Origin of the sequence: Nitrosomonas communis, from assembly GCF_001007935.1 — a bacterium.
Classification (GTDB): domain Bacteria; phylum Pseudomonadota; class Gammaproteobacteria; order Burkholderiales; family Nitrosomonadaceae; genus Nitrosomonas; species Nitrosomonas communis.
Genome location: NZ_CP011451.1, coordinates 3200367 through 3223187 on the forward strand (window position 1 = coordinate 3200367; position 22821 = coordinate 3223187).

The 22821-nt window shown below is 44.9% G+C and carries 16 protein-coding genes; 10 read left to right on the forward strand and 6 right to left on the reverse strand.

Translation table 11 applies throughout. From position 1 onward, the window contains the following. Positions 1-35: 35 nt before the first annotated feature. From AAW31_RS14460 to AAW31_RS14495, 8 genes are all read left to right on the forward strand, one after another. Positions 36-1034 carry a sulfate ABC transporter substrate-binding protein gene (locus AAW31_RS14460; protein WP_046850769.1) on the forward strand — a complete coding sequence of 333 codons (999 nt, stop codon included), beginning with the start codon at positions 36-38 and terminating at the stop codon, positions 1032-1034. Between the two features lie 52 nt (positions 1035-1086). Next, positions 1087-1401, forward strand: coding sequence for a DUF2325 domain-containing protein (locus tag AAW31_RS14465; RefSeq protein ID WP_046850770.1), 315 nt, complete (start codon positions 1087-1089; stop codon positions 1399-1401). Between the two features lie 186 nt (positions 1402-1587). After that, positions 1588-2460: an EAL domain-containing protein gene (locus AAW31_RS14470; protein WP_046850771.1), complete on the forward strand. Its 873-nt coding sequence runs from the start codon at positions 1588-1590 to the stop codon at positions 2458-2460. Next, entirely contained in the window at positions 2457-3353 is an 897-nt protein-coding gene (locus AAW31_RS14475) for an EAL domain-containing protein (RefSeq protein WP_046850772.1), read from the forward strand. Before AAW31_RS14470 ends, AAW31_RS14475 begins: the two co-directional genes overlap by 4 nt. Next, positions 3350-4183, forward strand: a complete 834-nt coding sequence (gene cysT, locus AAW31_RS14480; protein WP_046850773.1) for a sulfate ABC transporter permease subunit CysT — start codon at positions 3350-3352, stop codon at positions 4181-4183. Before AAW31_RS14475 ends, cysT begins: the two co-directional genes overlap by 4 nt. A 10-nt stretch (positions 4184-4193) precedes the next feature. Continuing rightward, on the forward strand, positions 4194-5075 hold the full coding sequence (gene cysW / locus AAW31_RS14485) for a sulfate ABC transporter permease subunit CysW (protein ID WP_046850774.1): 882 nt from the start codon (positions 4194-4196) through the stop codon (positions 5073-5075). Beyond that, a complete protein-coding gene (locus AAW31_RS14490; RefSeq protein ID WP_046850775.1) occupies positions 5065-6138 on the forward strand; it encodes a sulfate/molybdate ABC transporter ATP-binding protein in 1074 nt (357 codons plus the stop codon). Before cysW ends, AAW31_RS14490 begins: the two co-directional genes overlap by 11 nt. Positions 6139-6174: 36 nt before the next feature. Beyond that, the gene (locus AAW31_RS14495) at positions 6175-7110 is read left to right on the forward strand and encodes a CysB family HTH-type transcriptional regulator (protein ID WP_046850776.1); all 936 of its coding nucleotides are present in this window, start codon (positions 6175-6177) and stop codon (positions 7108-7110) included. Positions 7111-7566: 456 nt separating this feature from the next. Here AAW31_RS14495 and AAW31_RS14500 read toward each other — a convergent pair whose 3' ends face one another. The 5 genes from AAW31_RS14500 to AAW31_RS14520 form a co-directional block, all read right to left on the reverse strand. Continuing rightward, positions 7567-9369, reverse strand: a complete 1803-nt coding sequence (locus tag AAW31_RS14500; RefSeq protein WP_052752281.1) for a patatin-like phospholipase family protein — start codon at positions 9367-9369, stop codon at positions 7567-7569. 121 nt (positions 9370-9490) lie between these two features. Next, positions 9491-10702: a catalase family protein gene (locus AAW31_RS14505; RefSeq protein ID WP_046850777.1), complete on the reverse strand. Its 1212-nt coding sequence runs from the start codon at positions 10700-10702 to the stop codon at positions 9491-9493. After that, positions 10699-12231, reverse strand: coding sequence for a Dyp-type peroxidase (locus tag AAW31_RS14510; RefSeq protein ID WP_046850778.1), 1533 nt, complete (start codon positions 12229-12231; stop codon positions 10699-10701). The genes AAW31_RS14505 and AAW31_RS14510 overlap by 4 nt, the downstream gene beginning before the upstream one ends. Positions 12232-12246: 15 nt before the next feature. Then, positions 12247-13551, reverse strand: coding sequence for a hypothetical protein (locus AAW31_RS14515; RefSeq protein WP_046850779.1), 1305 nt, complete (start codon positions 13549-13551; stop codon positions 12247-12249). A 35-nt stretch (positions 13552-13586) separates the two neighbouring features. After that, positions 13587-14042: a hypothetical protein gene (locus AAW31_RS14520; protein WP_046850780.1), complete on the reverse strand. Its 456-nt coding sequence runs from the start codon at positions 14040-14042 to the stop codon at positions 13587-13589. A gap of 455 nt (positions 14043-14497) precedes the next feature. On the opposite strand from AAW31_RS14520, the gene AAW31_RS14525 reads away from it, so the two are divergent. Both AAW31_RS14525 and AAW31_RS14530 read left to right on the forward strand, forming a co-directional pair. Further along, the gene (locus AAW31_RS14525; RefSeq protein ID WP_052752282.1) at positions 14498-17215 is read left to right on the forward strand and encodes a c-type cytochrome; all 2718 of its coding nucleotides are present in this window, start codon (positions 14498-14500) and stop codon (positions 17213-17215) included. A 233-nt stretch (positions 17216-17448) separates the two neighbouring features. Beyond that, positions 17449-19386, forward strand: coding sequence for a GMC family oxidoreductase (locus tag AAW31_RS14530; protein ID WP_082110476.1), 1938 nt, complete (start codon positions 17449-17451; stop codon positions 19384-19386). A 22-nt stretch (positions 19387-19408) separates the two neighbouring features. On the opposite strand, the gene AAW31_RS14535 is transcribed toward AAW31_RS14530, so the two are convergent. Then, positions 19409-22327, reverse strand: coding sequence for a peroxidase family protein (locus tag AAW31_RS14535; RefSeq protein ID WP_082110477.1), 2919 nt, complete (start codon positions 22325-22327; stop codon positions 19409-19411). Positions 22328-22821: the final 494 nt, after the last annotated feature.

Here is a 22821-nt window from a genome sequence, read left to right on the forward strand (position 1 = left end):
TCAAATTACTCAAACTTATACATTAAAGGAAAAACATGAAAAAAAATAAATGGTTAAAGATTCCCCTGTTGGCAGCAAGCTTACTGATTGGCAGTAACGCATTTGCGGACAAAGCGCTACTGAATGTATCCTACGACCCAACACGCGAGCTGTATCAGGAATTCAATCCCGCCTTCAGCAAATACTGGCAGGCACAGGCTGGCGAGAAGGTCACTATCAAGCAGTCGCATGGAGGCTCCGGCAAACAAGCACGCTCTGTAATTGATGGGCTGGATGCCGATGTGGTCACTCTCGCATTGGCGGCAGATATCGATGCCATCGCAGCGCATGGCAAGCTCCTGCCGGACAATTGGCAAACACGGTTGACCCATAACAGCTCACCTTATACCTCAACCATCATTTTTCTGGTACGCAAAGGCAACCCGAAAGGCATCAAGGACTGGAACGATCTCGCGAGACCAGGTATCGCGGTGATCACCCCTAACCCCAAAACATCCGGGGGCGCGCGCTGGAATTATCTGGCTGCGTGGGAATACGGCAAACAGAATTTTGGTGAAGCCAAAGCGAAAGAATTTGTCTCGGATATCTTTAAAAATGTACCTGTACTGGATTCCGGCGCACGGGGTTCAGCCACGACATTCATCGAACGCGGTATCGGCGATGTGCTCATTTCGTGGGAAAACGAGGCGTTCCTAGCACTTAAGGAATATGGCCAGGATAAATTTGAGATCATTGTACCTTCGCTCAGTATCCTTGCCGAGCCTACTGTTGCCCTGGTCGACAAGGTGGTCGACAAAAAAGACACGCGCAAAGTCGCTGAAGCTTATCTCCAGTATCTTTATTCGGATGAAGGCCAGGAGATTGCTGCCAAACATTTTTACCGGCCGATCAATGAAAAGATCGCGGCAAAGTATGCCAATCAGTTCCCGGCTATCAAGCTGTTCAAGATCGATGACGCATTCGGGAATTGGAAAAATGCACAAAAAACTCACTTCGATGATGGTGGTACGTTTGATCAGATCTATCTGAAATAACTAAACAGGGGTTAGGCAACCCTCCTCGTAAACAACATTTAAGGAAAAAAACATGAGTGTGTTAATTGTTGGCGGTGATCAGGTTGAGTCGCTGAAACGTCAAGTAGTTGCGCAGGGATATACTGAAGTCGAACATTGGCATGGGCGTAAGAAAGGATTTGTGAAACGCACGTTCTCTAATCATACCCGCCTGATTGTTATGGTGTGCGATTACGTCAATCATAGCCTGGCCATTTCACTGAAAAATCAGGCTAACCGCAAAGGCATACCCCTCATTTATTGCCGCCATTCCATTCATGAGCTCAGACATAAATTATTGCACTGGGGAAAAACTGATGAGGACTGTTGTGCTTGCTATAGTTTTTGAGCAATGAGTTTTCAGTGGCAGAAAAGTTATCTTGATCTGGTAAATGATTTGAAGAAATCAAATTAATCGTTCCTCATAAATAAAACTCTGCTGGCTATGCAGAAATAGAAACTGGAATGACCACCGCCCAACAATGAAACAACTTCTGCCACGCAGATCAATACCTCATTTAACAGGAGTTTTTCCATGTCTATTCCTACGATTGATACTTTTGCTAACGAAGCGAGCTTGTCACGTAAACTCGAACGTATTCTGGGAGCTACCGACTATCCGGTGCAACGCTCCGGAGAAGGTTGGGTTACAGGATCTTTCTATAATTGCCAGTTGTCCAGTGTTTTCCAGCCTATCTTTGGCACTGACGAGAACAAGACCATTGGCCATATAGCTTATACCCGCTCTGAATCAAATGGGCAATTCTCTACTGCTCCATGGCATATTTCTGCTCTTACACCAGAAGACAGCCCAATAGCTAAACTCGATCGTTTATGCCGTACGATCCACGCCCTGAATTATTTTAATCATATGTCCTATCAGAAAGGTAAATTATTTGTCAGTGTGCAGCCACGATTATTGGAGAGTGTCAAAGACGATCATGGCCAGGCATTTGAGCATGTATTGAACCTGATTGAAGTTCCCACCTCACGCGTGGTGATCGAACTGCCGAGTGAAATCAATCGTGATTGGAAAATGCTCAGAAAAATCATTCAGAACTACCGCTCGCGTGGCTATCAGATTGCAACTCATTTTAATAGCGGCAGTAACGACTGGATGTTAGAACTGATGTTGGAGCTTGGCGGTTTATATCCAGATATCTTACGTATTCCAATAGGTGATCTGTTACGGTATAACGCAGTAGCGCCCCTGATAGAAACCATTCATCGCTTTGGTGCAATCGTGATGGCCTACGATATAGGAACCTCCGATCAAGCCGCTGAGGCCGTCAAGACTGGAGTAGATTATCTGCAGGGAAATTTTCTCAGCAAGCCAGCACGAGCTATTCATATGATTGCACCAGAGTTTATTAAAGAAAAAACAGGATTAACAGGAGTTTTTCCATGAATACTTTTGCTCCCCAAAATTTTGTAGTTAAAGATGAATTTGAGTTAATCCGATCGGCTACAGACTACTCTCTGGAACGAGACCAGGGTGGCTGGATAAGTGGACAATTTTATCGTTGCAGGTTAACCAGCGCTTTTCAACCTATTATCGATATGGCTCAAAATAAGACGATAGGGCACACTGCTCATATCCGCTCAGAGTCGGATGGAGAAATTTCACTCTCGCCCTGGCAAGTTTTTGCTCAAGCGACAAATGATGAGCAATTGGTTCATTTGGATCGCTTATGCCGGGCAGTGCACGCGCTCAATTATTTCAATAATAAAGCTACCAGATCAGACGAAAAATTATTTGTAGGGGTACACCCGCTTCTTCTGGAAACGGTTAAGGTCGATCATGGGCGTGCGTTTGAAGACTTTCTCAATTTGATTGGGGTGAAAACTTCCCGAGTCACCATTGAAATCCCTCCCACCATCAATCATAACCGAGAGTTACTGCAGAAAATAATTAACAACTATCACTTACGCGGCTACGCCATTGCAGTTACTTATCATAGTGGTTCGAATAACGCTTGGATGCCAGAGCTAGGTAGCTTATATCCGGAGATCATACGGATCAAAGCATCCTATCTGTTCAATTATCGTGTCATCGATACCATCATTAAAGCTGCTCACCATTTCGGATCCAAAGTTCTGGTATGGGATATTGCCACATTTGAGCAGTTAACTATCGCCAAACGTCTTAATGCTGATTATTTGCAAGGTCATTTTCTCAGCGAGCCAGCGCGCGCCATTCACACCATTTCACCTCAACTGATCCAAGAAACCCTTGATCCGAATTTGGCACAAACACTGGAAGAGTCAAGGAAATTTGAATCTAAGAGGAAGTATAAGTGAGTACATTCAAACAGCATAGCGTATTGCCGGGGTTTAACCTCGCACTGGGTTTTACCATACTTTATCTTAGTCTGGTCGTGCTCATTCCACTTTCGGCGGCGTTCATTAGAACTGCCGAACTGACCTGGCCGGAATTCTGGGCGACCGTGACGACACCGCGTGTGTTAGCCTCGTATCGGCTAACCTTTGGCGCTTCATTTGCTGCCGCACTCACCAACGCAGTATTCGGGCTGCTGGTAGCCTGGGTGCTGGTTCGCTATCATTTCCCTGGCAAACGAGTTGTCGATGCACTGATCGATCTGCCATTTGCTCTGCCGACTGCTGTAGCGGGAATTGCCCTTACCGCCCTTTATGCCGGCAATGGTTGGATCGGTCAACTGCTTGAGCCGCTTGGGATCAAAATTGCCTTTACCCCGCTTGGTATTTACGTGGCACTGACATTTATTGGTTTGCCATTTGTGGTGCGCACAGTACAGCCTGTCCTGGAAGATATCGAAACTGAACTGGAAGAAGCCGCGGCCATGTTGGGTGCCAATCGGCTGCAGACTTTCTTGCGCATCATTTTCCCGACTATTTTTCCAGCATTGATGACAGGTTTCGCTTTGGCCTTTGCGCGCGCTATTGGAGAGTACGGGTCCGTCATATTCATCGCGGGCAATATGCCGATGATTTCGGAAATCACCCCATTATTGATCATTACCAAGCTGGAGCAGTATGACTATACCGGCGCCACCGCCATTGCGGTTGTCATGTTGGTGATCTCTTTTATTCTGTTACTCATTATCAACCTGTTGCAATGGTGGAGTCGCCGCCGCAACGCATTAGCATGAGAATTTTGCCATGACCACGTTCACCATCACTTATCCCAGTAAAGTACAACGAACGGCTCTTACCCAGGAACCGGTATGGGTACGCTGGGGGTTAATTGCGATAGCACTTACGTTTCTGACAGTATTCCTTTTTGTACCCTTGCTTTTGGTATTCTATGAAGCGCTCAAAAAAGGCGTCGATGTTTATTTTGCTGCGATCACGGACCCGGATGCAATTGCGGCCATCAAACTGACACTGACTGCGAGTGCCATTGCAGTACCACTTAATCTGGTATTTGGTATCGCGGCGGCCTGGGCGATCGCCAAATTTGAATTCCGTGGCAAGCACATCCTGATCACGCTGATTGATCTCCCCTTCTCCGTCTCGCCCGTCATTGCCGGTCTAATCTATGTGCTGGTTTTCGGTTTACAGGGATGGTTAGGGCCATGGTTAGCCGAGAACGATCTCAAAATCATCTTTGCAGTACCCGGCATCGTCCTGGCGACGATTTTTGTGACCGTCCCATTTATTGCGCGTGAATTAATCCCACTCATGCAGGCACAGGGAACCGAAGAGGAGGAAGCAGCTGTGGCATTGGGGGCAAGTGGCTGGCAGACCTTTTGGCGTATTACTATCCCCAACATCAAGTGGGGTTTGTTATACGGGATTATTCTGTGCAATGCACGCGCCATGGGTGAATTTGGCGCTGTCTCGGTGGTGTCGGGGCATATACGCGGCAGCACTAATACCTTACCGCTGCACGTTGAGATTCTCTATAACGAATACAGCTATGCAGCCTCCTTTGCAGTCGCATCCCTGCTCGCATTGCTGGCCCTGATCACACTCATCATCAAAACTTTCTTAGAGGCAAAAGTAGCTCATCAAAAAGGAGAATTAACTCATGAGCATTGAAATACGTCATCTCTCCAAGCAATTCGGCTCATTTGCTGCATTGCGCGACATCAACCTGAACATTCATTCAGGCGAACTCCTTGCGTTGCTGGGGCCTTCAGGATCTGGTAAAACGACATTACTGCGCGTCATTGCCGGGCTGGAAACCGCCGATTCAGGTCAAGTGCTGTTTAATAATGAAGACGCCACCAGTCAACCTATCCGGGAACGGCAGGTGGGCTTTGTTTTCCAGCATTACGCACTGTTCCGTAACATGACGATTTTTGAGAATGTCGCGTTTGGATTACGTGTTCGTCCCAGACAGAATCGTCTGAAAACTCAGGAAATCCACGAACGCGTCACCAATCTGCTGAAACTGGTGCAACTCGACTGGCTGGCAGACCGTTACCCCCATCAACTCTCTGGCGGGCAACGTCAACGCATTGCTTTGGCACGCGCTTTGGCGGTAGAACCCAAAGTATTGCTACTGGATGAACCATTCGGCGCGCTGGATGCCAAAGTGCGCAAAGAATTGCGTACCTGGTTAAGAAGATTGCATGATGAGATGCATATTACCAGCATTTTTGTCACTCATGATCAAGAAGAAGCGCTGGAAGTCTCCGATCGCGTTGTGGTCATGAACGAAGGACGCATTGAGCAGATTGGCACACCCGATGAAGTCTATGAGCGTCCAGCCAATCCGTTTGTGTATGAATTTCTAGGACACGTGAACCTGTTCCATGGCCGCATACATCAGGGCCGTGCCTGGATAGGTGATGTGGAAATCGATGCGCCTGAACACGCCGAAGCCGAAGATCTGGCTGCGGTTGCCTACGTACGGCCACACGATATTGAAGTTGACCGCGTCATGAATGGAGAATCGGCATTGCCAGCACATGTTGTTCATATTCTCTCGGTAGGTCCGGTCGTCAAACTAGAATTGGTGCAAGAAGGTAACCAAAACAAGAATCTCATTCAAGTTGAAATCAGCAAGGAGAGATTCCGCGACTTGCAGTTAGTCAAGGGTGACCAGGTTTTTATTAAGCCACGCCGTCTTGATTTGTTCCTCCATCAACTGCATTAATATAGCGCAATTCGATATTAACAAAGGATTTAACCATTGAATTTCCAGCAACTTCGTATCATAAGTGAAACCGTTCGTCAGCATTACAATCTGACGGAAGTCGCCAATGCCTTATTCACCTCACAATCCGGGGTCAGCAAGCATATTAAGGATTTGGAAGATGAATTAGGTATTGAATTATTTATTCGCAAAGGCAAGCGATTGATTGGATTAACTGAGCCCGGTAAAGAACTGATCAAGATCGTTGAGCGTATCCTGCTGGATACGAGGAATATCAAACGCTTGGCTGAGCAGTTCAGCCAGCACGACCAAGGTCAGCTAACGATCGCTACGACCCACACCCAGGCACAATATGCCTTACCTCCCATGGTGCGGCAGTTCAAGCAAGCATTTCCCAAGGTGCACCTGGTGCTGCACCAATCCAGTCCAAGCGAAATCGTATCCATGTTGCTTGATGGCCAGGCAGATATTGGTATCGCAACGGAAGCATTGGAAAACACAGCCGATTTAATCTCTTTTCCCTACTATACATGGCACCATGCCATTATCGTACCTGCAGGACATCCGCTGCAGTCGGTCGCTCCCCTTACGCTCGAAGCCATTGTAGAATTTCCGATTATTACCTATCACCACGGATTTACCGGGCGCTCAAGGATCGATAAAACATTCGCTCAGGCAGGGCTAGAGCCTGATTTTGCCATGTCTGCTTTGGATGCCGATGTAATTAAAACCTATGTCGCACTAGGACTGGGTATTGGCATTATTGCATCGGGAGCGTTTGTGCCAGAGCGAGATTCCATGCTGGTCAAATTGGATGCCTCCCACTTATTTGAACAGAATACCACTTACATTTCGATTCGTCAGAACCGTTATCTACGCGATTTTGCCTATTATTTTATAGAGCTTTGCATTCCTACGCTCAGAGGATCCAGTGAATCTCCTCTCGTTTGGTTGAGATCAGAAATACCCTAAACCGCAGCGAATAATAAACTTTAGCAAGTCCTTATTCCATTTCCCAATCAAAACTGACTTTGTCGGCTTCCCCTTGCGGTATTATTGATACTGTCTGTGGCTCGCCTTCGCGTCATTTTTGATTGGGAAATGAAATTACTCGAGATCAAGCATTGAATCATTTATAAATGAAATTCCAGCATCTAAACGCTTCAGGTAAGTCTCGCCACGGGCAACCAATCATCCATATCCGGTATAACACGCTTCCTATCGTCATGCGCAGATTGCGCTTGTCATACATCACTTCATGAAGCAAAATTTTCTCTAGCTTCGGCCAGAATTCCTCTTTGAGGATCAATCAGAGCATCGCACACTCGTTTTAATGGATATGAGCTTCTCAATATTACAAGTTTGCTTCTATTTATGAAATACTTATCTCAAAATGTCAACCAGCTTTAATTAGATCAGGATATTTGGTTATTTTCCCATTGTCCTAATAAAGTATCTATCTACCGTATGGAGATAAATAATGATCGGTATAGCAAATATCAAAGGAAAAATAAGACGAGTAAATAGACCCGTAATGAACTTCATTGGACTCTTCAATATTTTATAGAAGATAGTAATCCATTTACCCGTTCCTTTGAGAAGTAGATCAGCAATTTTCGATAGAATAACTACTACTAAAAACAAATAAAGAGCGGGTGCCATATCAAACATGAATTGTTGGAAGCTTTTTGGGTCACTTATAATCTTCCATATATTGATATCTAACATGCTCTCTAGAAAATAATGAACAAGAAAGAAAATGAGAACAAGGCTTAGCATAACAGGCAAACTTACTAATATTAAACCCAATGACTGCATCATACCTGTAGCTCCCTTGATGACGTACATTAGCGGTTTGAAAATTCTGTAGCGGCCTTGCTCCAGCTGATTCAGTATTTCAGGATCACCTGCTTTTAGCATAGGTTGATACTGACTGAATTGCCAGTTTGCTTGAAGAGGTTGAGAGGATACATACGGTTTCAATTTTAACAGCTCTGGTTTTGACATTTGATAACCGTCCGCTTCCAGACATCCAGCCTCCACATCGGTGAAAGAATCCAGATCTGTACGGATTTTTGATAATGCACGTTGCGCTTCCTCAGAAACATCAAATTGGGAGGTTAAAGAATCAGCCTCTATCTCTATTTTGTCGCTGGGCGCCCAATCGATCTTTCTGGCAGATAACCCACGCGTTAAATGGAAATAAGCAACGCGTTTACCTCGGGTTTTTATTAGATTATTGACTACCTCCTCTCGCACTCGCCTTAACAAAATGGAGGTAGTCAAGGAAAGTATCGGTAACAGATCGGTTCGAGGTTTATTAATCGCCTCAATTTGACCAGATGCATCGCTGAGGATAAAATCAGAACATACGCAATCAGGATCGAGCAAACTTGCCACTCCCTGATTGTCATAAACTCCACCGTCAACAAGTTGTACTCTACGATCTTTGTATAAATTAGAAATAGCCATAGGTGGAAATAGACCTGGCACACCCGCCGAAGCAGCCACTGCATTTCCTAATAGAAAGTAAGGTTTCCTTCCAGTGGAGGCTTCATCAATCTCATCATAGTTCATACGTCGATATCGATCCTTTTTATCAATATCACGGAAAGTTAAATCTCGTGGAGGTACTTCACCCATACTCATGGCGGTAAAGTACCAATTGTGACCGGAATTCAGACTGGTTGCATTGATCATTAGTACAGGCACTTTGTGTTTACGCTTGGGATTACCATTTACAGCATCCCATGGATGGAAGGGCTGTTTTACCCCCTTTGGCTGAATTAATAAATCACTCATCCGTATGCGGCGATTACCCGCGTTTATCAATGGCCGGTAAATGTAGTATTCGTACAATTCACCTATGGTATCTGAGCGGGAATAATTAGGCATACTCATGCGTATATTCTTGAGTGGATTAGCAAAAGTCCGCATACGCAAATTTTTTTGTATCGCGCTTAGGAAATGCTTTTCCAATTTTTGCACTATTTCAATATAGTCCGAATCAGTAATCTCATGGTCAGTTTTGGATTCCAGCAAGTCTTTCAGCAATAGATAATAAGCTGCCCCTACTATAGAACCACCCGATACCGTTGAAAGAGATTCAACGTGCTTCAACATACCGAACTCTGCCATTCTCGCAAGAACGCCGATATGATAGAATGATGCTCTAAACCCTCCTCCCGATAAAGCTAGTCCCAAGCGTTGATTACTTTCTATAGCTTTCATCATTTTCTCCCTTTCGTGAGAATTTTACTAAAGTATGTATTTTCTAAATACTCTTGGTACCCGGGAATTTTTTGGAATAGCTTAGATTAGCGCCTAATTAATCATAACGGCATAAAAAATGCTAATCGAATTTCTCATCCCCGGTTGGTTCGAGATGGGTAGTCTCATTCATCTCTTGACGGAATTTGGATAACTCATAATACATTCTAAAGCGGGCTCGATTTATATTACCTAATGGCCGATGTTCAGGAAGGCAATGCCAAGGATTCATTTTCAATCGTCTACCAAACTCAAACTGCGCATCCGAATCAAACTTTTGTTTCGGAATATGAATGGTGGCAGCAGGGATAAACGGAGAAAGCTTTTCAGGCCAGCGTACTGAGCTATCTTCAATAGGCATTAAATGAGGATCGGTTTGTATTTGAATCATAAGATCAAATTCAATATCTTTCTCATTCAGCGTCTTGATCATATTTTCCCGCAGATAATTGAATGGCGGTGTGCCAAAAGGCAGGCCGGGGATATGTCTTTCAACGTCTTTTGTTTGTGGTACAAATGAATACATCATCGCCTGCCCTTCACCTAACAGATAAGGCGTGCAACTCCAGTAGCGCTGTCCCAATGGATTATACTGAGTAGCAGTCCACAGACTTTGCATAAAGAAGTCAAGCAAATGGGAGTCTTTAGGATTGAGAAAATAATAAAGTGTCATATCCACCAGACTCCAGTATTGCAGTTTAGCGTTTTCGCGCGTATTGGGGGTAACAAACGTCGCGCCCCCGCTGGTGGCGATAAAGTCTTGCGTAAATTTTTCTTCACTCGTGAGTTTCTTACCTGGGACACCCATGAGTTTCACCGCCATACTCATAAAGCCGACATCGTTAATATCAGCAGGCACATTCGGCCCCGGTCCGGAATAACGGACATAGGCTGGATAACTGCGTGGATTGGCGAAAATACCTTTACGGCAATGCTCTGGCAGATCATCACGTATGGTTACCGTGGCACGCACAATACCATGTGTTTTGGTATTACCACCTCGCTCATACCCCCCTGGCTTGAAGCGTCCACGCATCTGATCCATCATAAGGTCGATAATTTTATTGAGACTTTCTTCTTCATCAGGATCAAATCTTTCCTCAGCCAATTTAAGATTAAGATCCTTGTTCTTGCGCCGCCGATTAATCAAAAACTGGATAAATCTTGAGCCAGGTTCGCGGAAAAGATAGTCCCACTGTGGCCGAAACCAAGGTTCTAACCGGCGTTCAATACGCAGCAGCAAAATCAGAAAATTGTGAATAGCTTTGAGAATTCGATCCTTGATTGTCCTCATGATGATCTATTACCTCCGTTAGCAGGTAAGGCTGAAATGTACTTTAATGCACGCAACCCAGGCATAAAAAAATATCCACCACCATGAACAGCAACAAACTGCGGCAAATGGCAGATTTTCTGCATCGGTCCGGATGGATCAGGACGATTAAAATGATCGGTACTTTCCCCACTCATTAACGGCTCACGATTTCCGAGCAAGGGGTCGGGTTCCTCGTGCAGCCCATTAAATTTACTATTCGCAATCCAGGCATTCTGGACAAATTCAAACTGCCGCGATATGTTGGCTACCAGGCAGATAAACTGGAGGCCATGTTTGGCAGCAGGAATATCCGGCTTGATCGCATCTTCCGGTGCAAGGACATTACCGTAGCTGCGACCGCGTCGGAACAAACGATGGAAACGGGAGGAAGCAACCAGATCTTCTTCCGGTTTTTGCCCAAACCCCAGGATTTTAGTCAACCGGCGGATAAAGCCGATTATACCCACATCTGTTATATTGCCTGGCAAGTCGCCTGTACGAGGATTAGCCCTGCGAACATGGGCACTGATCGGACAATGATTTCCTGTGGCATCTAAGTCATAAGTAAAATGATTACCATGATCTTTGCGTGAAATGCCTGGAATGTGTTCCGCGATCAATGGCGTACCATTACGCTCTCTCCCAACCATCGCAGCGGCAAGTTGTTCACGTTTTTTCGGCTTTGAATCCGATGCCTTGTCGAGAAATTGCCAAAAACCGGGAACATCCTGACCTAACTCTCGCAGCACTAAATATGTGCCATTACGCGCAAAATCCTTTAGCGTGGGATCATCTTCAGCATCTGGCAGATCGGTTGCAAGGTGGTCTTTTTTGGGATCAACGAGTGGTCGCGCAGTGTACTGCCCATATTCATTTGGGTAGCCAAGCACCATCTCTCCCACAGCCAATAAATTAGAGTAACGATCACGTTCATGTGGGTCTGTGCTTTGCCGATAAGTCCAGTCAATCGTGGGCTGACTGATACTATCATCGAATCCGAAAGGTTCAAATCGCCCTAAATTTGAAGTAGGTAATTGTCTCAGTAGCTGAAATGCTTGTGAAAAACGTTCATCTTCAACAGTTTTCCGCCAAGCTTCGAGCTTTCCTTTTTTGGCATAAAGCAGCAATAAGATATGCGGCATCGTTGTTACCGAATCATTCCCCCACTCCCAGCGTTCAGGCGCATTACGACCAATATCACCTAGTCGTCGAGAACAATTTTCATTTCTGGTCATGCCATAAATGAATTCATCAGAGAAATCGCTTATAATCGATTCACCTATTCCCAATATACGTAAACCATGCACAGAAAAAGCAATCTGCAGCACCGTATCAGGCGGAGAATCCATCGTAACAGCATTACTGATGGGTGCCGTCTTCAACCATTGCTTAGCTGCCTCAACATTTGCAATATTCAGCAACATGAAACAGCTATCGGTTAATTTTCCATATCCAAAGCGCAACAATCCCTGCAGATCATCGAATTCAAAATCGTTTGATTTTTTCATTTCCATACTCCCAGTTCAGATCAGGCTGAGCCATTCACGGATTTCTGCATCGTTGGATTGACGAATCTCAACACCCTGCCGGATGCGGCTATTACGTGCCAAATCAACGGCTGTTAGCCCTGGATAAGCCTTATACCAGACTTCTGTAGGTATTTGATGTCGCCTTTGCGTATATTTGAATGCAAGCTCCCGCTGAGCACCTTCTTTAATGATCCATCTCGTGGTAGGGTAGCCTACCGCATTACTGAAAGTAAGATTCAAACCCCAGCCAACCTTGTTAATGAAATCATCCATATAACTCTCATGGCTACCATCATAATTGCTGGCAAAAAAAACTCTATGGTTATTATCCATAAACACCCAGCGCGCAAAATGGATGGTTTTTATTCGAGCGAGAAAACCACGATTGTATACATGTCTTGCAAACCAGTTGGTCAGCAGAAGTATAAATTTGAAAGTCAGCAGACGGAACAACCCCGGCTTCACATCCCCAAACACGCTATACTGATTACTGACATCCCAATCTTCCTGTTTTGAAAGTTCATTGATATGTTCATAGCTAGGCCGGATAAAGAGCTCAGGGTCGGAACGCTCCAGCATTCTCAGACGTAGGGCAAAGAAAGGTGCGATAGCTAACAGCAGCGGGGATAGCAGAAGTAGAATTAACGGCACCCCAATCATATGCAGCAGATTGCGTATTTTCCAGTCTGTGGGTGTTGGTTCGGGTGGTGATAATGTAAGTCTACCTTTATATTTTTCCATTTCGACATGTGACAAAAGCTTTTGTCGTAAGGTACGGACATTTTCCCGGCCAACATCATCAACGATTTTCTTTAAATAGGTAGACAGGCTTCGATGGAGTGCAGCTTCTTCATGTATTTGTTTGACCGTTCGACCAATCCAGTTAACATAATTTGCTTTGGGATTGATAGTGTGCGCTTGCATCCATTCAAGCAAATTTTGATCTTCCTTAGAAAAACCATCGCAATGGGAAAAGATTTTTTTCAGACCTGATTCTGCTTGTTCCGCAAGTTCTGCTAAAAAAGTATGCATATCCCCATCAATGTCGCCCAGAAAGGCGAGAGTCGGTCGCCAAAGTCTTGGTTTTACGCCAAATTCTTTAATTTCGTGTGTCGTAGTGGCTTCTATGATGACAAAGCGCGCAAAATGCAAGCGATTAAAACGACTGAATGGAATCAAGCTATTATCGGGGTCAGCATGACCAGGCACTTTGTTCATTGAAGCCAACAAAGCACGCAGGTTTTTCAACTGCCCAACACGCACAGTCGCGACAATCATGAAGGTAGATTGAGGTGTCATAGTTTTCTATCTCAAGTAAACATTTACATGATTTCTTATCTAGCATCATTTCGTGTCAGGGCAAAATCCAGAACGCGTGTTTTACCCCACCATACTTTCCCAAGATAAACACCAGGCTCGATCTCACGAATTTCATCGCGGATCACTTTAGCAACGAAGGAAGTTTTAGAATAATCGATGACGATGGTATCTTTCCCATCTAGCCAGCTTTTGTCACGATATACCTTGGCAATAATGAATGTCAGGCCAAATGGTGTAATCTTGTTGACAAGAACACCAGCCTGACCGCCTGGGCAAAATAAATCAAACACTTTACCTTGCCAAGCAAAGAGACGGGCAAAGGCTGCCACGAGTTTTGAGAAGATTGATCCTGCCAGAATTGCTGTGCCTTGTGTATCGCCAGTTGGAATGTTTCCTGGGTTGGCATTACGATAAATTTCATCTAATTCTTCACGTGATTTACTCAACCAAGTTCTTACTGTATTGTTCATTTTAGTTACTCCTCATAGAGTTATATCAAAAACAAGTAAACAGAATGCCTGACAACACTTGATTTGTAATAATCCAAGTAACTCTAAAGCACATACACAATGATAAAGGCTTAGAATCAATTAAAAATTTTTTAAACTAATAATCTAGATTTACCCTTCTCCTCTTTCTATTTAATTGCTAACGGTTTTTTTATAACAGGAAACCCGCTCTCGCTTATCTGTAAAAATTTATTCTAAATGACTTTATTCTAAGTTTGTTTAATGTGCAAGAATTAAATACGCGATAAAAAGATCTTTGCAAAAGGCATATTGAATATTAATTAAAATTTATATAGTAAAAATTGTAAATAAAGTAATATAGTTACTGAAAGAAAAGAGAGATTATTTTAAGTGTTTTGCTAGTGGTAACTTCGAATTCCAGTATGTTTGATCAATCACTAATTCTGGAGACTGCCATGAAAAAATATAAAAAAATCCTGCCCTTTATTGGATTCAGTTTAGCTTTATTTCTTGCAGGGTGCTCAGACGACCGATCGCTAAAAATCGCGAGCGAATGTATCAAAGGTGGTAATGCCAAGTCGGGATCAATCATGGACGAGGCGCAATGTGTGAACAGATCTGCAGAAAGTTTTCCCGCGGCAGATGAGGATTATTTCATAGATATGGATTATGGAATCAGCCAAAAACCTGATGAAGTAGTCGCTGCGTTACAACCATTTTGGTCTCCTACTACCGCTATATCCCCTGAGGAAGCGGTTACCCGTATAGTCAAAGGCCGCAACAACTGGATTGTTTGGACGGGCGGTAATGACAAGCTCTGGGATAACATGAATGCGCAGAGCTTTGGCAGTTTTGATCTGCTAAAAGTATTGTCGAACCACCCTAAGCTCCAGGAGAAGAATCCGAAGCACAGTCGTGATCATCGATGGGAGTGGTTTGGCCTCGTCAATGAACCGTGTTTTATGAAAAATACTGACCCGGAAGGCAAGCTGGCTGGCCGCGAGGATCGCTTCGGCTTATATCTGGATGTACGAGACCCGGATTGTGCTGCCGATCCTTTCGAGAACGAAAAGAAATATCCAGGCGTCAAAATCGGGGCACGTGGCAAGACTGTGCCTGTGGGTTCCTATTATGGCTACGCAACCGGGATTATAGGGCTTCGTTTATTTCCCAACCCTGATTTTAATGAGGCAGCAAAAAAACGCTGGGATGCAGAAAAATATTATTCTGATCCTGCATACTACAATGATCCCAAATTAGTTAAACCTTACCGGGTAGGGATGTCCTGTGGCTTCTGTCATGTGGGACCCAATCCAACCAATCCGCCCAAAGACCCGGAAAATCCACAATGGGCCAATCTCAATTCCAATCCCGGCGCGCAATATTTCTGGTTTGACCGTGTGTTTGCATATGAGGCGGATAAAACCAGTTTCGCCTACCAGACTCTCCATACTAATCGACCAGGCGCACTGGATACCTCCCTTATTTCCACCGACTATATTAACAATCCTCGCACTATGAACGCGATCTATAATCTTCCTGCACGCATGCTCCATGCATTACGTTGGGGAGAAGAAGAATTAACCGATGGTGAACGAGGTAATAAACAGTTCAATCATTTTGAAGAGGTTCCTGCTGACAGCTCACTTAGAGCATTTTTCAAAGCATCAAAAGAGGTTGATAAAGTGCTGACACCACGTGTGCTTAAGGATGCTGCAGACTCAGTGGGTGGATTGGGCGCACTGAATCGTGTTTTCATTAATATTGGTTTATTTAGTGAAGAATGGCTACAGCATATTACTCCTTTGGTAGGTGGCAAGCCTTTTACACCTTTTCCGATCAAAGCAGCAGAACAAAATTCCAGCTATTGGCGGGCGACTGAGCAACAAACTCTGGATGGCGCGTTATTTTTTCTCGCTGCAACCCCTCCTGATTATCTGAAGAATGCGCCTGGGGGTGAACGCTACCTGACCGATGATGAAAAAACTCTCGAGCGCGGCAAAAAAGTATTTGCCGAGAACTGCGCTGCTTGTCATTCAAGCAAATTGCCAGAGGAAGCATACCAGTTTTTCCCAAACAACGGCTGTGTCGGCCCTGATTACCTGGATTGCTGGAACCAATACTGGCACTGGACCAATTCCGCTGAATTCAAGGAGAAAATGACAAAAATTGTATTAGAAGAGGATTTTCTTAAGGAAAATTTCCTTTCTACTGAGTTGCGCGTGCCGGTTACTTTGCTGGAAACCAATATCTGCGCTTCTATAGCGACCAATGCAATCGAGGGAGACACCTGGGATAATTTTTCGTCTACTTCTTACAAAAATCTGCCTTCGGTAGGCGAGGCCATCATTCACCATCCGATTACTCGTGAGCAAACATTTTATGAAATACCTCCTAACGACAAGGACAACAAGGGTGGACGTGGTTATATCCGGCCACCTTCTCTTACCAGTATATGGTCTACCGCGCCGTTCCTGCTAAACAATACGCTAGGTAAATTTTATTGGTCAGGCTCGGTAGAAGACCGTATGAAATCCTTCCGGATCAGCATAGAGCAATTGCTGTGGCCCGAGAAGCGTTACTGTGATCAAAAAGATTTGTATGCTGCTGAGTACGATGGGAAGGAAGGCGCATACACTGAGGAAGGGGCATATATTTATGGCTCGGAAACAGCAAGCAGCTGTGAGGGAAAAACCTACCTCACCCGATCAGGCAAAGAAGTTCCCGGGATTATCGACCGAACCACTGAAAGGAGCGAGTTAAAAATACTAAAGAGTTATCTTCCTTGGTATATAAGAATATTTCCTATTGGCGATGGACTGGAACTTGGTCCATTTCCTGAAGGTATCCCGGTGAATCTGATTTCCAATATCAATATGGAAATGGACCTAGGTCAAAAAATTTCCCTGTCGTGGGATGTCTTAAAGTACGTTGGATGGGATATCTTTACTTTGTGGAAAGCACAGGAAGACCCAAAGAGCATTACCGATGAAGAATTGCGCAAAATCCTGAGTGGCATACTCGATCCTCTACTGGAAGTGAATAAATGTCCAGATTTTGTGGTCAATCGGGGGCATTATTTTGGTACGGATTACCTGCCAGCAGAGGAACACAGAACGGCACTCAATGACAGTGATAAGCGTGCTTTGATTGAGTTTCTTAAAACCATGTAATTTTTCATAAATGAGATACCCCGCTATAAGCAGCGGGGTATCTACTGTGTTTCTGAGTTTCTAAGCTTATTTGGTTTTCAACCAGCCTTCTTCTTCGGAAGAAAGAATCATCTAAGTATTGCAAACCAAGCTCTTGATTAATTAAGCACAAATTGATTGTGGTGTTTATCGGTACAATGACGCTATTCCGGAAAAATCTATCAAAAATTTTTGAATCATATTGGAGATAATTTGTGGATAAGCCTGGCCCTTTGAAAGACCATCAGAGCGATAGTAACGATTGCGAAAAGTTTGATTACATCGTAATAGGCTCCGGTGCGGGTGGAGGACCGCTTGCTTGCAACCTGGCCATGGAAGGTTTCCGTGTATTGTTACTGGAAGCGGGTGGCGATGATGAGCCGTGTGATTATAAAGTCCCGGCATTTCATGCCCGCGCATCTGAAAATGAGGATCTTCGCTGGGATTACTTCGTGCGTCATTATGACGACAAAACTCAGCAAGAGCGGGATTATAAGTTTAGTAAAGAAAAAGATGGGGTGCTCTACCCTCGCTCAGGAACACTTGGTGGATGCACCGCACATAATGCTATGGTTCTGATGTATCCCCACAATAGTGATTGGGATTACATTGCAAAACTAATGAATGACCCAAGCTGGGATAGCCGAAATATGCAAAAGCACTTCCAGCGCTTGGAACGCTGTGAATATGTTCCAAGATGGAAAATCTGGAGTCATCATGGATTTGATGGCTGGTTGCCAACTAACCAAGCTAATCGCTGGATGCTATTGAAGGACAAAGTACTCACAAAACTGACGGTCGCTACCGTATTAGAATCCCGGCGCATGATGAATCCGCTAAAACGTTTTTTTCTAGGAATTCTGAAATTTATTATTCGCTTCGATCCCAATGATTGGCGTTTAATTCGCATTATTCCTGAAGGTTTATACAAAATTCCGTTAACTACTCAACACGGCAAGCGGGTGGGCGCCAGGGAGTACATCCTGCGGGTTCGTGAACAATGCCCTGACAAATTGATCATAAGAACCCACTCATTGGTTCAACGTATTTTGCTCAACGAGCATAACAAAGCTTACGGTGTGGAGTACCGTGTAGGTGCTCATCAATACCGCGCTGATCCTCGGCACAACGAGGCAGTTGTGTCCGAAGCAAAAACAGTTCGTGTGAAACACGAAGTCATTATAGCCGCTGGTGCTTTCAATACCCCCCAACTGCTCATGCTATCCGGGATTGGTCCGCGGGAAGAGTTGGAAAAACATAAGATTGAGGTAAAAGTAGAATTGCCAGGTGTAGGAAAAAATTTGCAGGATCGCTATGAAGTAGGAGTGGTAACAAAACTTAAAGAAGATATTCCCCTGATCAAAGGAATGAAATTACGCCCTCCTGAACCTGGAGAAGAACCAGACCCACAATACGCCCAGTGGCTGCAGGAAAAAGGACCTTATACAACGAACGGTGCCACGATTGCCCTTATCACACGCTCCTCTTCTAAGCGTCCAAATGGTGATCCGGATCTATTGATTTTTGGATTGCTCGGAAATTTTAGTGGATATTATCCAGGTTACTCTAATGACATTTGTAAGGAAAATAATCGCTATCCTAATGCTCTATGTAATAAGAATGGCGACCACTCTGATACTTGCAAAGAAAATATCTTTACCTGGGCCATTCTTAAAGCGCACACCAGCAACACAGGCGCAGTTACCTTGCGGTCTAACGATCCACGCGATGTTCCTGACATTCATTTCAATTACTTTCCTGAAGACCTAGAGGGCAACGATGGTAAGAAAGATTTAGATTCAGTAGCTGAGGGAGTAGAAAGTGTCCGTAACATCATTGGACATTGCAGAGATTTAATTGACGAGGAGATTCTTCCAGGCACAAAAGTCAGAAGCCGCGATGAAATCCGTCAATTCATTAAAGATCAAGCTTGGGGGCATCATGCCTCCTGTACCTGTAAAATGGGACCAGAAAGCGATGAAATGGCAGTCGTTGATAACCGGTTTCAGGTTTATGGCACGAGTAACTTGCGCATCGTAGATGCTTCGATATTCCCTAAAATACCCGGTTTCTTTATTGTATCCGCTGTCTACATGATCAGCGAGAAAGCCAGTGAAATTATCATTGAAGATGCGAGAAAGCGTGCTTCATAACTTTTTTACATGCACATAGGGATTACTTAGCGAACGCGCTATCCCCCTCAGCACCACGCCGAGGTTCCCATTCGGTGCTGTAATATTTCCCCCGATCTCGCGCCCAAGGATCAAATACATTCATTACTCCTGCGAGTTCATCTTCCAGTTCTGGTAACGTTCTCAGAAGAACACGCTTTAAAGGAGAGACCGGCTGTTGATGACCATTCGACATCCCCTGCTCCATCTTTTCCAGACCCGGCCCATTGTGCATTACCCACTCGACTCCAAGAGTGCTATAGAATTCCGGGCGAAAACTTGATGTAAAAAAGCGGTCGCTGAAAAGTCTGCGTGAAGCATTGAGAATGAACACAACAAATTGAGTTTCTGAAATAGCAAAACCATGCGGCCGCTTGAATTCCGCCAACCAGCCAACCATCGTATCCACATCCTCAATATTGTCAATGAGGCTGCCGTTTGGATGCCCTAAACAATCATTGATGGGTGAGTTATCGTTGTTCAGTTGAGCATTTGTAATCTGTTTGGATTCATCACAGCGGTGCTGCCCGTATACCTCGCGCAACGTCTTCACAAGCTGCTCCTGCTCGCGCCGAGCGGGAGAATCCTCGGGCAAACGCGGATCGATAAAGTCTTCAAAACGAGTCAGCTGCTTTAACCCGTACTGTCGGCGAAACTCGTTATAACGCGGAATACCTCGTTCCCGATCGCGAAGGAGGTCGAGTGCGGCAATATCAATCTGTTGTGTGAACGATTGCAAATGCGGCATCTTCAGGTTTTGCAAAAACTGCGGATGGTTCTGAAGCGTCAGCTCTCCCGCCCGCTGGCGGCCCATGCTGAGCGCCCAATTCGCCAAGCCCTTCTGCCGTATCGCCTCAGTTGCTTTTCCGCGAAACGTATCAATAATAGGTATTTTTTGCTGAATGACATTCGGATCCTTATTCCATTCTCGGTATTCGATCAGATCCGGCAGCAAAGGATGCAACCGGTAAACGGTGACAAACTCTTCAGGAAAATTGAAAGGAGAGCCAAAATGGTTGACCCCGCCGTTGATGTCATCATCGCTGGAAAGTGTCCAGAGATCCTTCCTGCTGCGATCGACTAAAGAATAATAAGATGTTCCTTCATATCGGTGGTTACCTAGCCCGAAAATGCCCGCTCCGACTGCAAAAACTGTATAGAGACTGTTGTTGGCAGCATCTACGTCATCAAGTTGGCGGATAATTTCTCTTAGCGCCTCAGATACCGCTGTATGTTCATGAAAAAGACCATGCCAATTAGCATTCATGCCCCGATACAATGGTTCATTATACAGCAGTTGCGTCGTCCATTCGATGGTATGGATCTTGGCTATTTCAGCAGAAACAACCAGCCGGGCAACATTAAACAACTCGTCCGGTGTAACATCTTGATAGTGAATAATAACCTCTGGTCTGCCTGGGTTTCTTAAACCGCTGTCGGCATCGGGAGTTTTCGCTGCCTGCTTGTGGAACTCATCAACAAAAGCATTGTGCTCTCTCGCAAATACGTTGTGAAAGAAGCTCAGCCCGAAAGACCAGTTATCGGGGAAAGCGGTAGATTCCTGACCTGACCATTCTGGTTTGATGGGATCGCTAGCGTCGAAGATCGGCAAGTATCCACCCTTATCTCCCTCACCTCCCCCCTCTCTCACCGGCACCAGCAGTATCTTGGCTGGATCTCCGGGATCTCGCTTCACTCGTTGACTAGATCGTTTATCATAGCCATACAGTTGTGAAGCATCCCACCAGGCTGTCACATGATTGCGTGTGGTCTTCGGTGCGCGTGTGAGGTAGGTTCGATCGTTATGCATAAACGATTCGGGCGGCGTATCGTCAGCAACAGGCGCAACATTGATTTTGTCATCCGGCCGACAGCCCAGTTGCGTGACCTCCTCCACCGTTAATGGTTGTTCGCTATTGTCGACCCGTTGAGTCGCACAACCAACTTTCATCCACTCTGGCTGACTGGATTCTTCATCAACATGAGAAAACCAATCATGGGTCATGAATTGAATCCAAAAAGCTGCCAGCACATTAAAGGTTGGAGCCTTTTTGTAATCACACTCGGCTTCTTCAGGGCTGTTGAGCAAGCCGTAACCGTTCTGGCATTTGTCAGGGTGAGATTGCATACGTGTCAATATTTTCCGGCTAATCACCTGTGGATCGGGCTTCAGCAAGGCTAATCGTTCGCCATGGCGATTTCTGGTCAATTCGTGGAGGCCCAGGTCAGGGAAAGTCGTGTCAAACTGAACGTTGCGCGCAAAGAGCTGATGAGTTGAACCCATCAATGGGTTGTAAATATCATTGCAGATGCCAGTAACAGTGCGAAAACGGATTAAATCACCCCTGCAGACTTGTTTTTGCTCACTCTCCACATCCTGATAATTGAGATGAGTTGGCGGCAACTGCATTTCTGGCCAGGCTTGCAACATGGGACCCGCCTTACCATCACGGCCTGTGATATAAGCCTGGTAAGTTCCATTATTGTCGAAAAGATTGAACTTGATGAGTTCAATGCGTTGTAACTCTAGTTCATAGAGTGCACCATTGATACCGCGCGCATTGGGGCCGAAAAATGTGCCATCTAGTAAAGTAAGCGGGAATAGTGACAAGCCATCACCTGTAGCCCAGAAATTTGGCCAATCCAGCCAGGGGCTCTGGTTGAGCGTAACGGCACGATCTCCACCAAGACAATGCGCCCGCTTTTCTGGAACCTTGCCAAGAAAACGCTGCTCTCTGGTTTGTGCCACATGCTGAATATCACCTTGCAGGAGAATCTCAAAACAGGAGAGCTCAGAATTCCAAGTATTGCAGCCACTGAGCAGAAGCAGACCTGCCATTGCAGAAAGCAGCGATGAGCGGCAACATCTGAAGTAGGGATAAATCAAATAATAATTACTACGATCATGAAAGCAAGTATCCATTCTCTCTTTTCCCTGACTGATTTTATTTAACCGTATTTCTAATTGCCGATTACGCTTAGAAATTCATTAGGATGTCTCCTCAAATGATATTGTTATTTGCATGGTTTATGATTAATCCATCATAATGAATATAGTCAATGATTGAACGAACAAACAGCCTCTGCACCCTAAACCCAGGTTTGCCCATTTGTGTTCTGACCCGTGACCGCCATCGAACCAAAGGTGAGATTAGCACCCTTTTGATCGATGAAGCCAGCCCTAGCGCTTCTGCTATCATTTTCAAATTCATGTACCCCTCCGTGCATAGCCGTGGAATAATGACGGGAATAAACTTCTTTGTGCTAATCGCATAGCTGATTTCAGCTCCCAAAGTGCTCATTAACAGAAGGTAGGTTTTGTCTATTAACCTGCATCGCCAGGGAGAGACTGTTCCCATCCTTATCAGTGGCAAGCGCACTTTTTTACTTTTTTCTTGGAAGCTTTTGATATCGATA

Coding starts and splice junctions, on each gene's coding strand:
- AAW31_RS14460 (WP_046850769.1), top strand. CDS start 36: ATGAAAAAAAATAAATGGTTAAAGATTCCCCTGTTGGCAGCAAGCTTA.
- AAW31_RS14465 (WP_046850770.1), top strand. CDS start 1,087: ATGAGTGTGTTAATTGTTGGCGGTGATCAGGTTGAGTCGCTGAAACGT.
- AAW31_RS14470 (WP_046850771.1), top strand. CDS start 1,588: ATGTCTATTCCTACGATTGATACTTTTGCTAACGAAGCGAGCTTGTCA.
- AAW31_RS14475 (WP_046850772.1), top strand. CDS start 2,457: ATGAATACTTTTGCTCCCCAAAATTTTGTAGTTAAAGATGAATTTGAG.
- cysW (WP_046850774.1), top strand. CDS start 4,194: ATGACCACGTTCACCATCACTTATCCCAGTAAAGTACAACGAACGGCT.
- AAW31_RS14490 (WP_046850775.1), top strand. CDS start 5,065: ATGAGCATTGAAATACGTCATCTCTCCAAGCAATTCGGCTCATTTGCT.
- AAW31_RS14500 (WP_052752281.1), bottom strand. CDS start 9,369: ATGAAAGCTATAGAAAGTAATCAACGCTTGGGACTAGCTTTATCGGGA.
- AAW31_RS14505 (WP_046850777.1), bottom strand. CDS start 10,702: ATGAGGACAATCAAGGATCGAATTCTCAAAGCTATTCACAATTTTCTG.
- AAW31_RS14510 (WP_046850778.1), bottom strand. CDS start 12,231: ATGAAAAAATCAAACGATTTTGAATTCGATGATCTGCAGGGATTGTTG.
- AAW31_RS14515 (WP_046850779.1), bottom strand. CDS start 13,551: ATGACACCTCAATCTACCTTCATGATTGTCGCGACTGTGCGTGTTGGG.
- AAW31_RS14520 (WP_046850780.1), bottom strand. CDS start 14,042: ATGAACAATACAGTAAGAACTTGGTTGAGTAAATCACGTGAAGAATTA.
- AAW31_RS14525 (WP_052752282.1), top strand. CDS start 14,498: ATGAAAAAATATAAAAAAATCCTGCCCTTTATTGGATTCAGTTTAGCT.
- AAW31_RS14535 (WP_082110477.1), bottom strand. CDS start 22,327: ATGGATACTTGCTTTCATGATCGTAGTAATTATTATTTGATTTATCCC.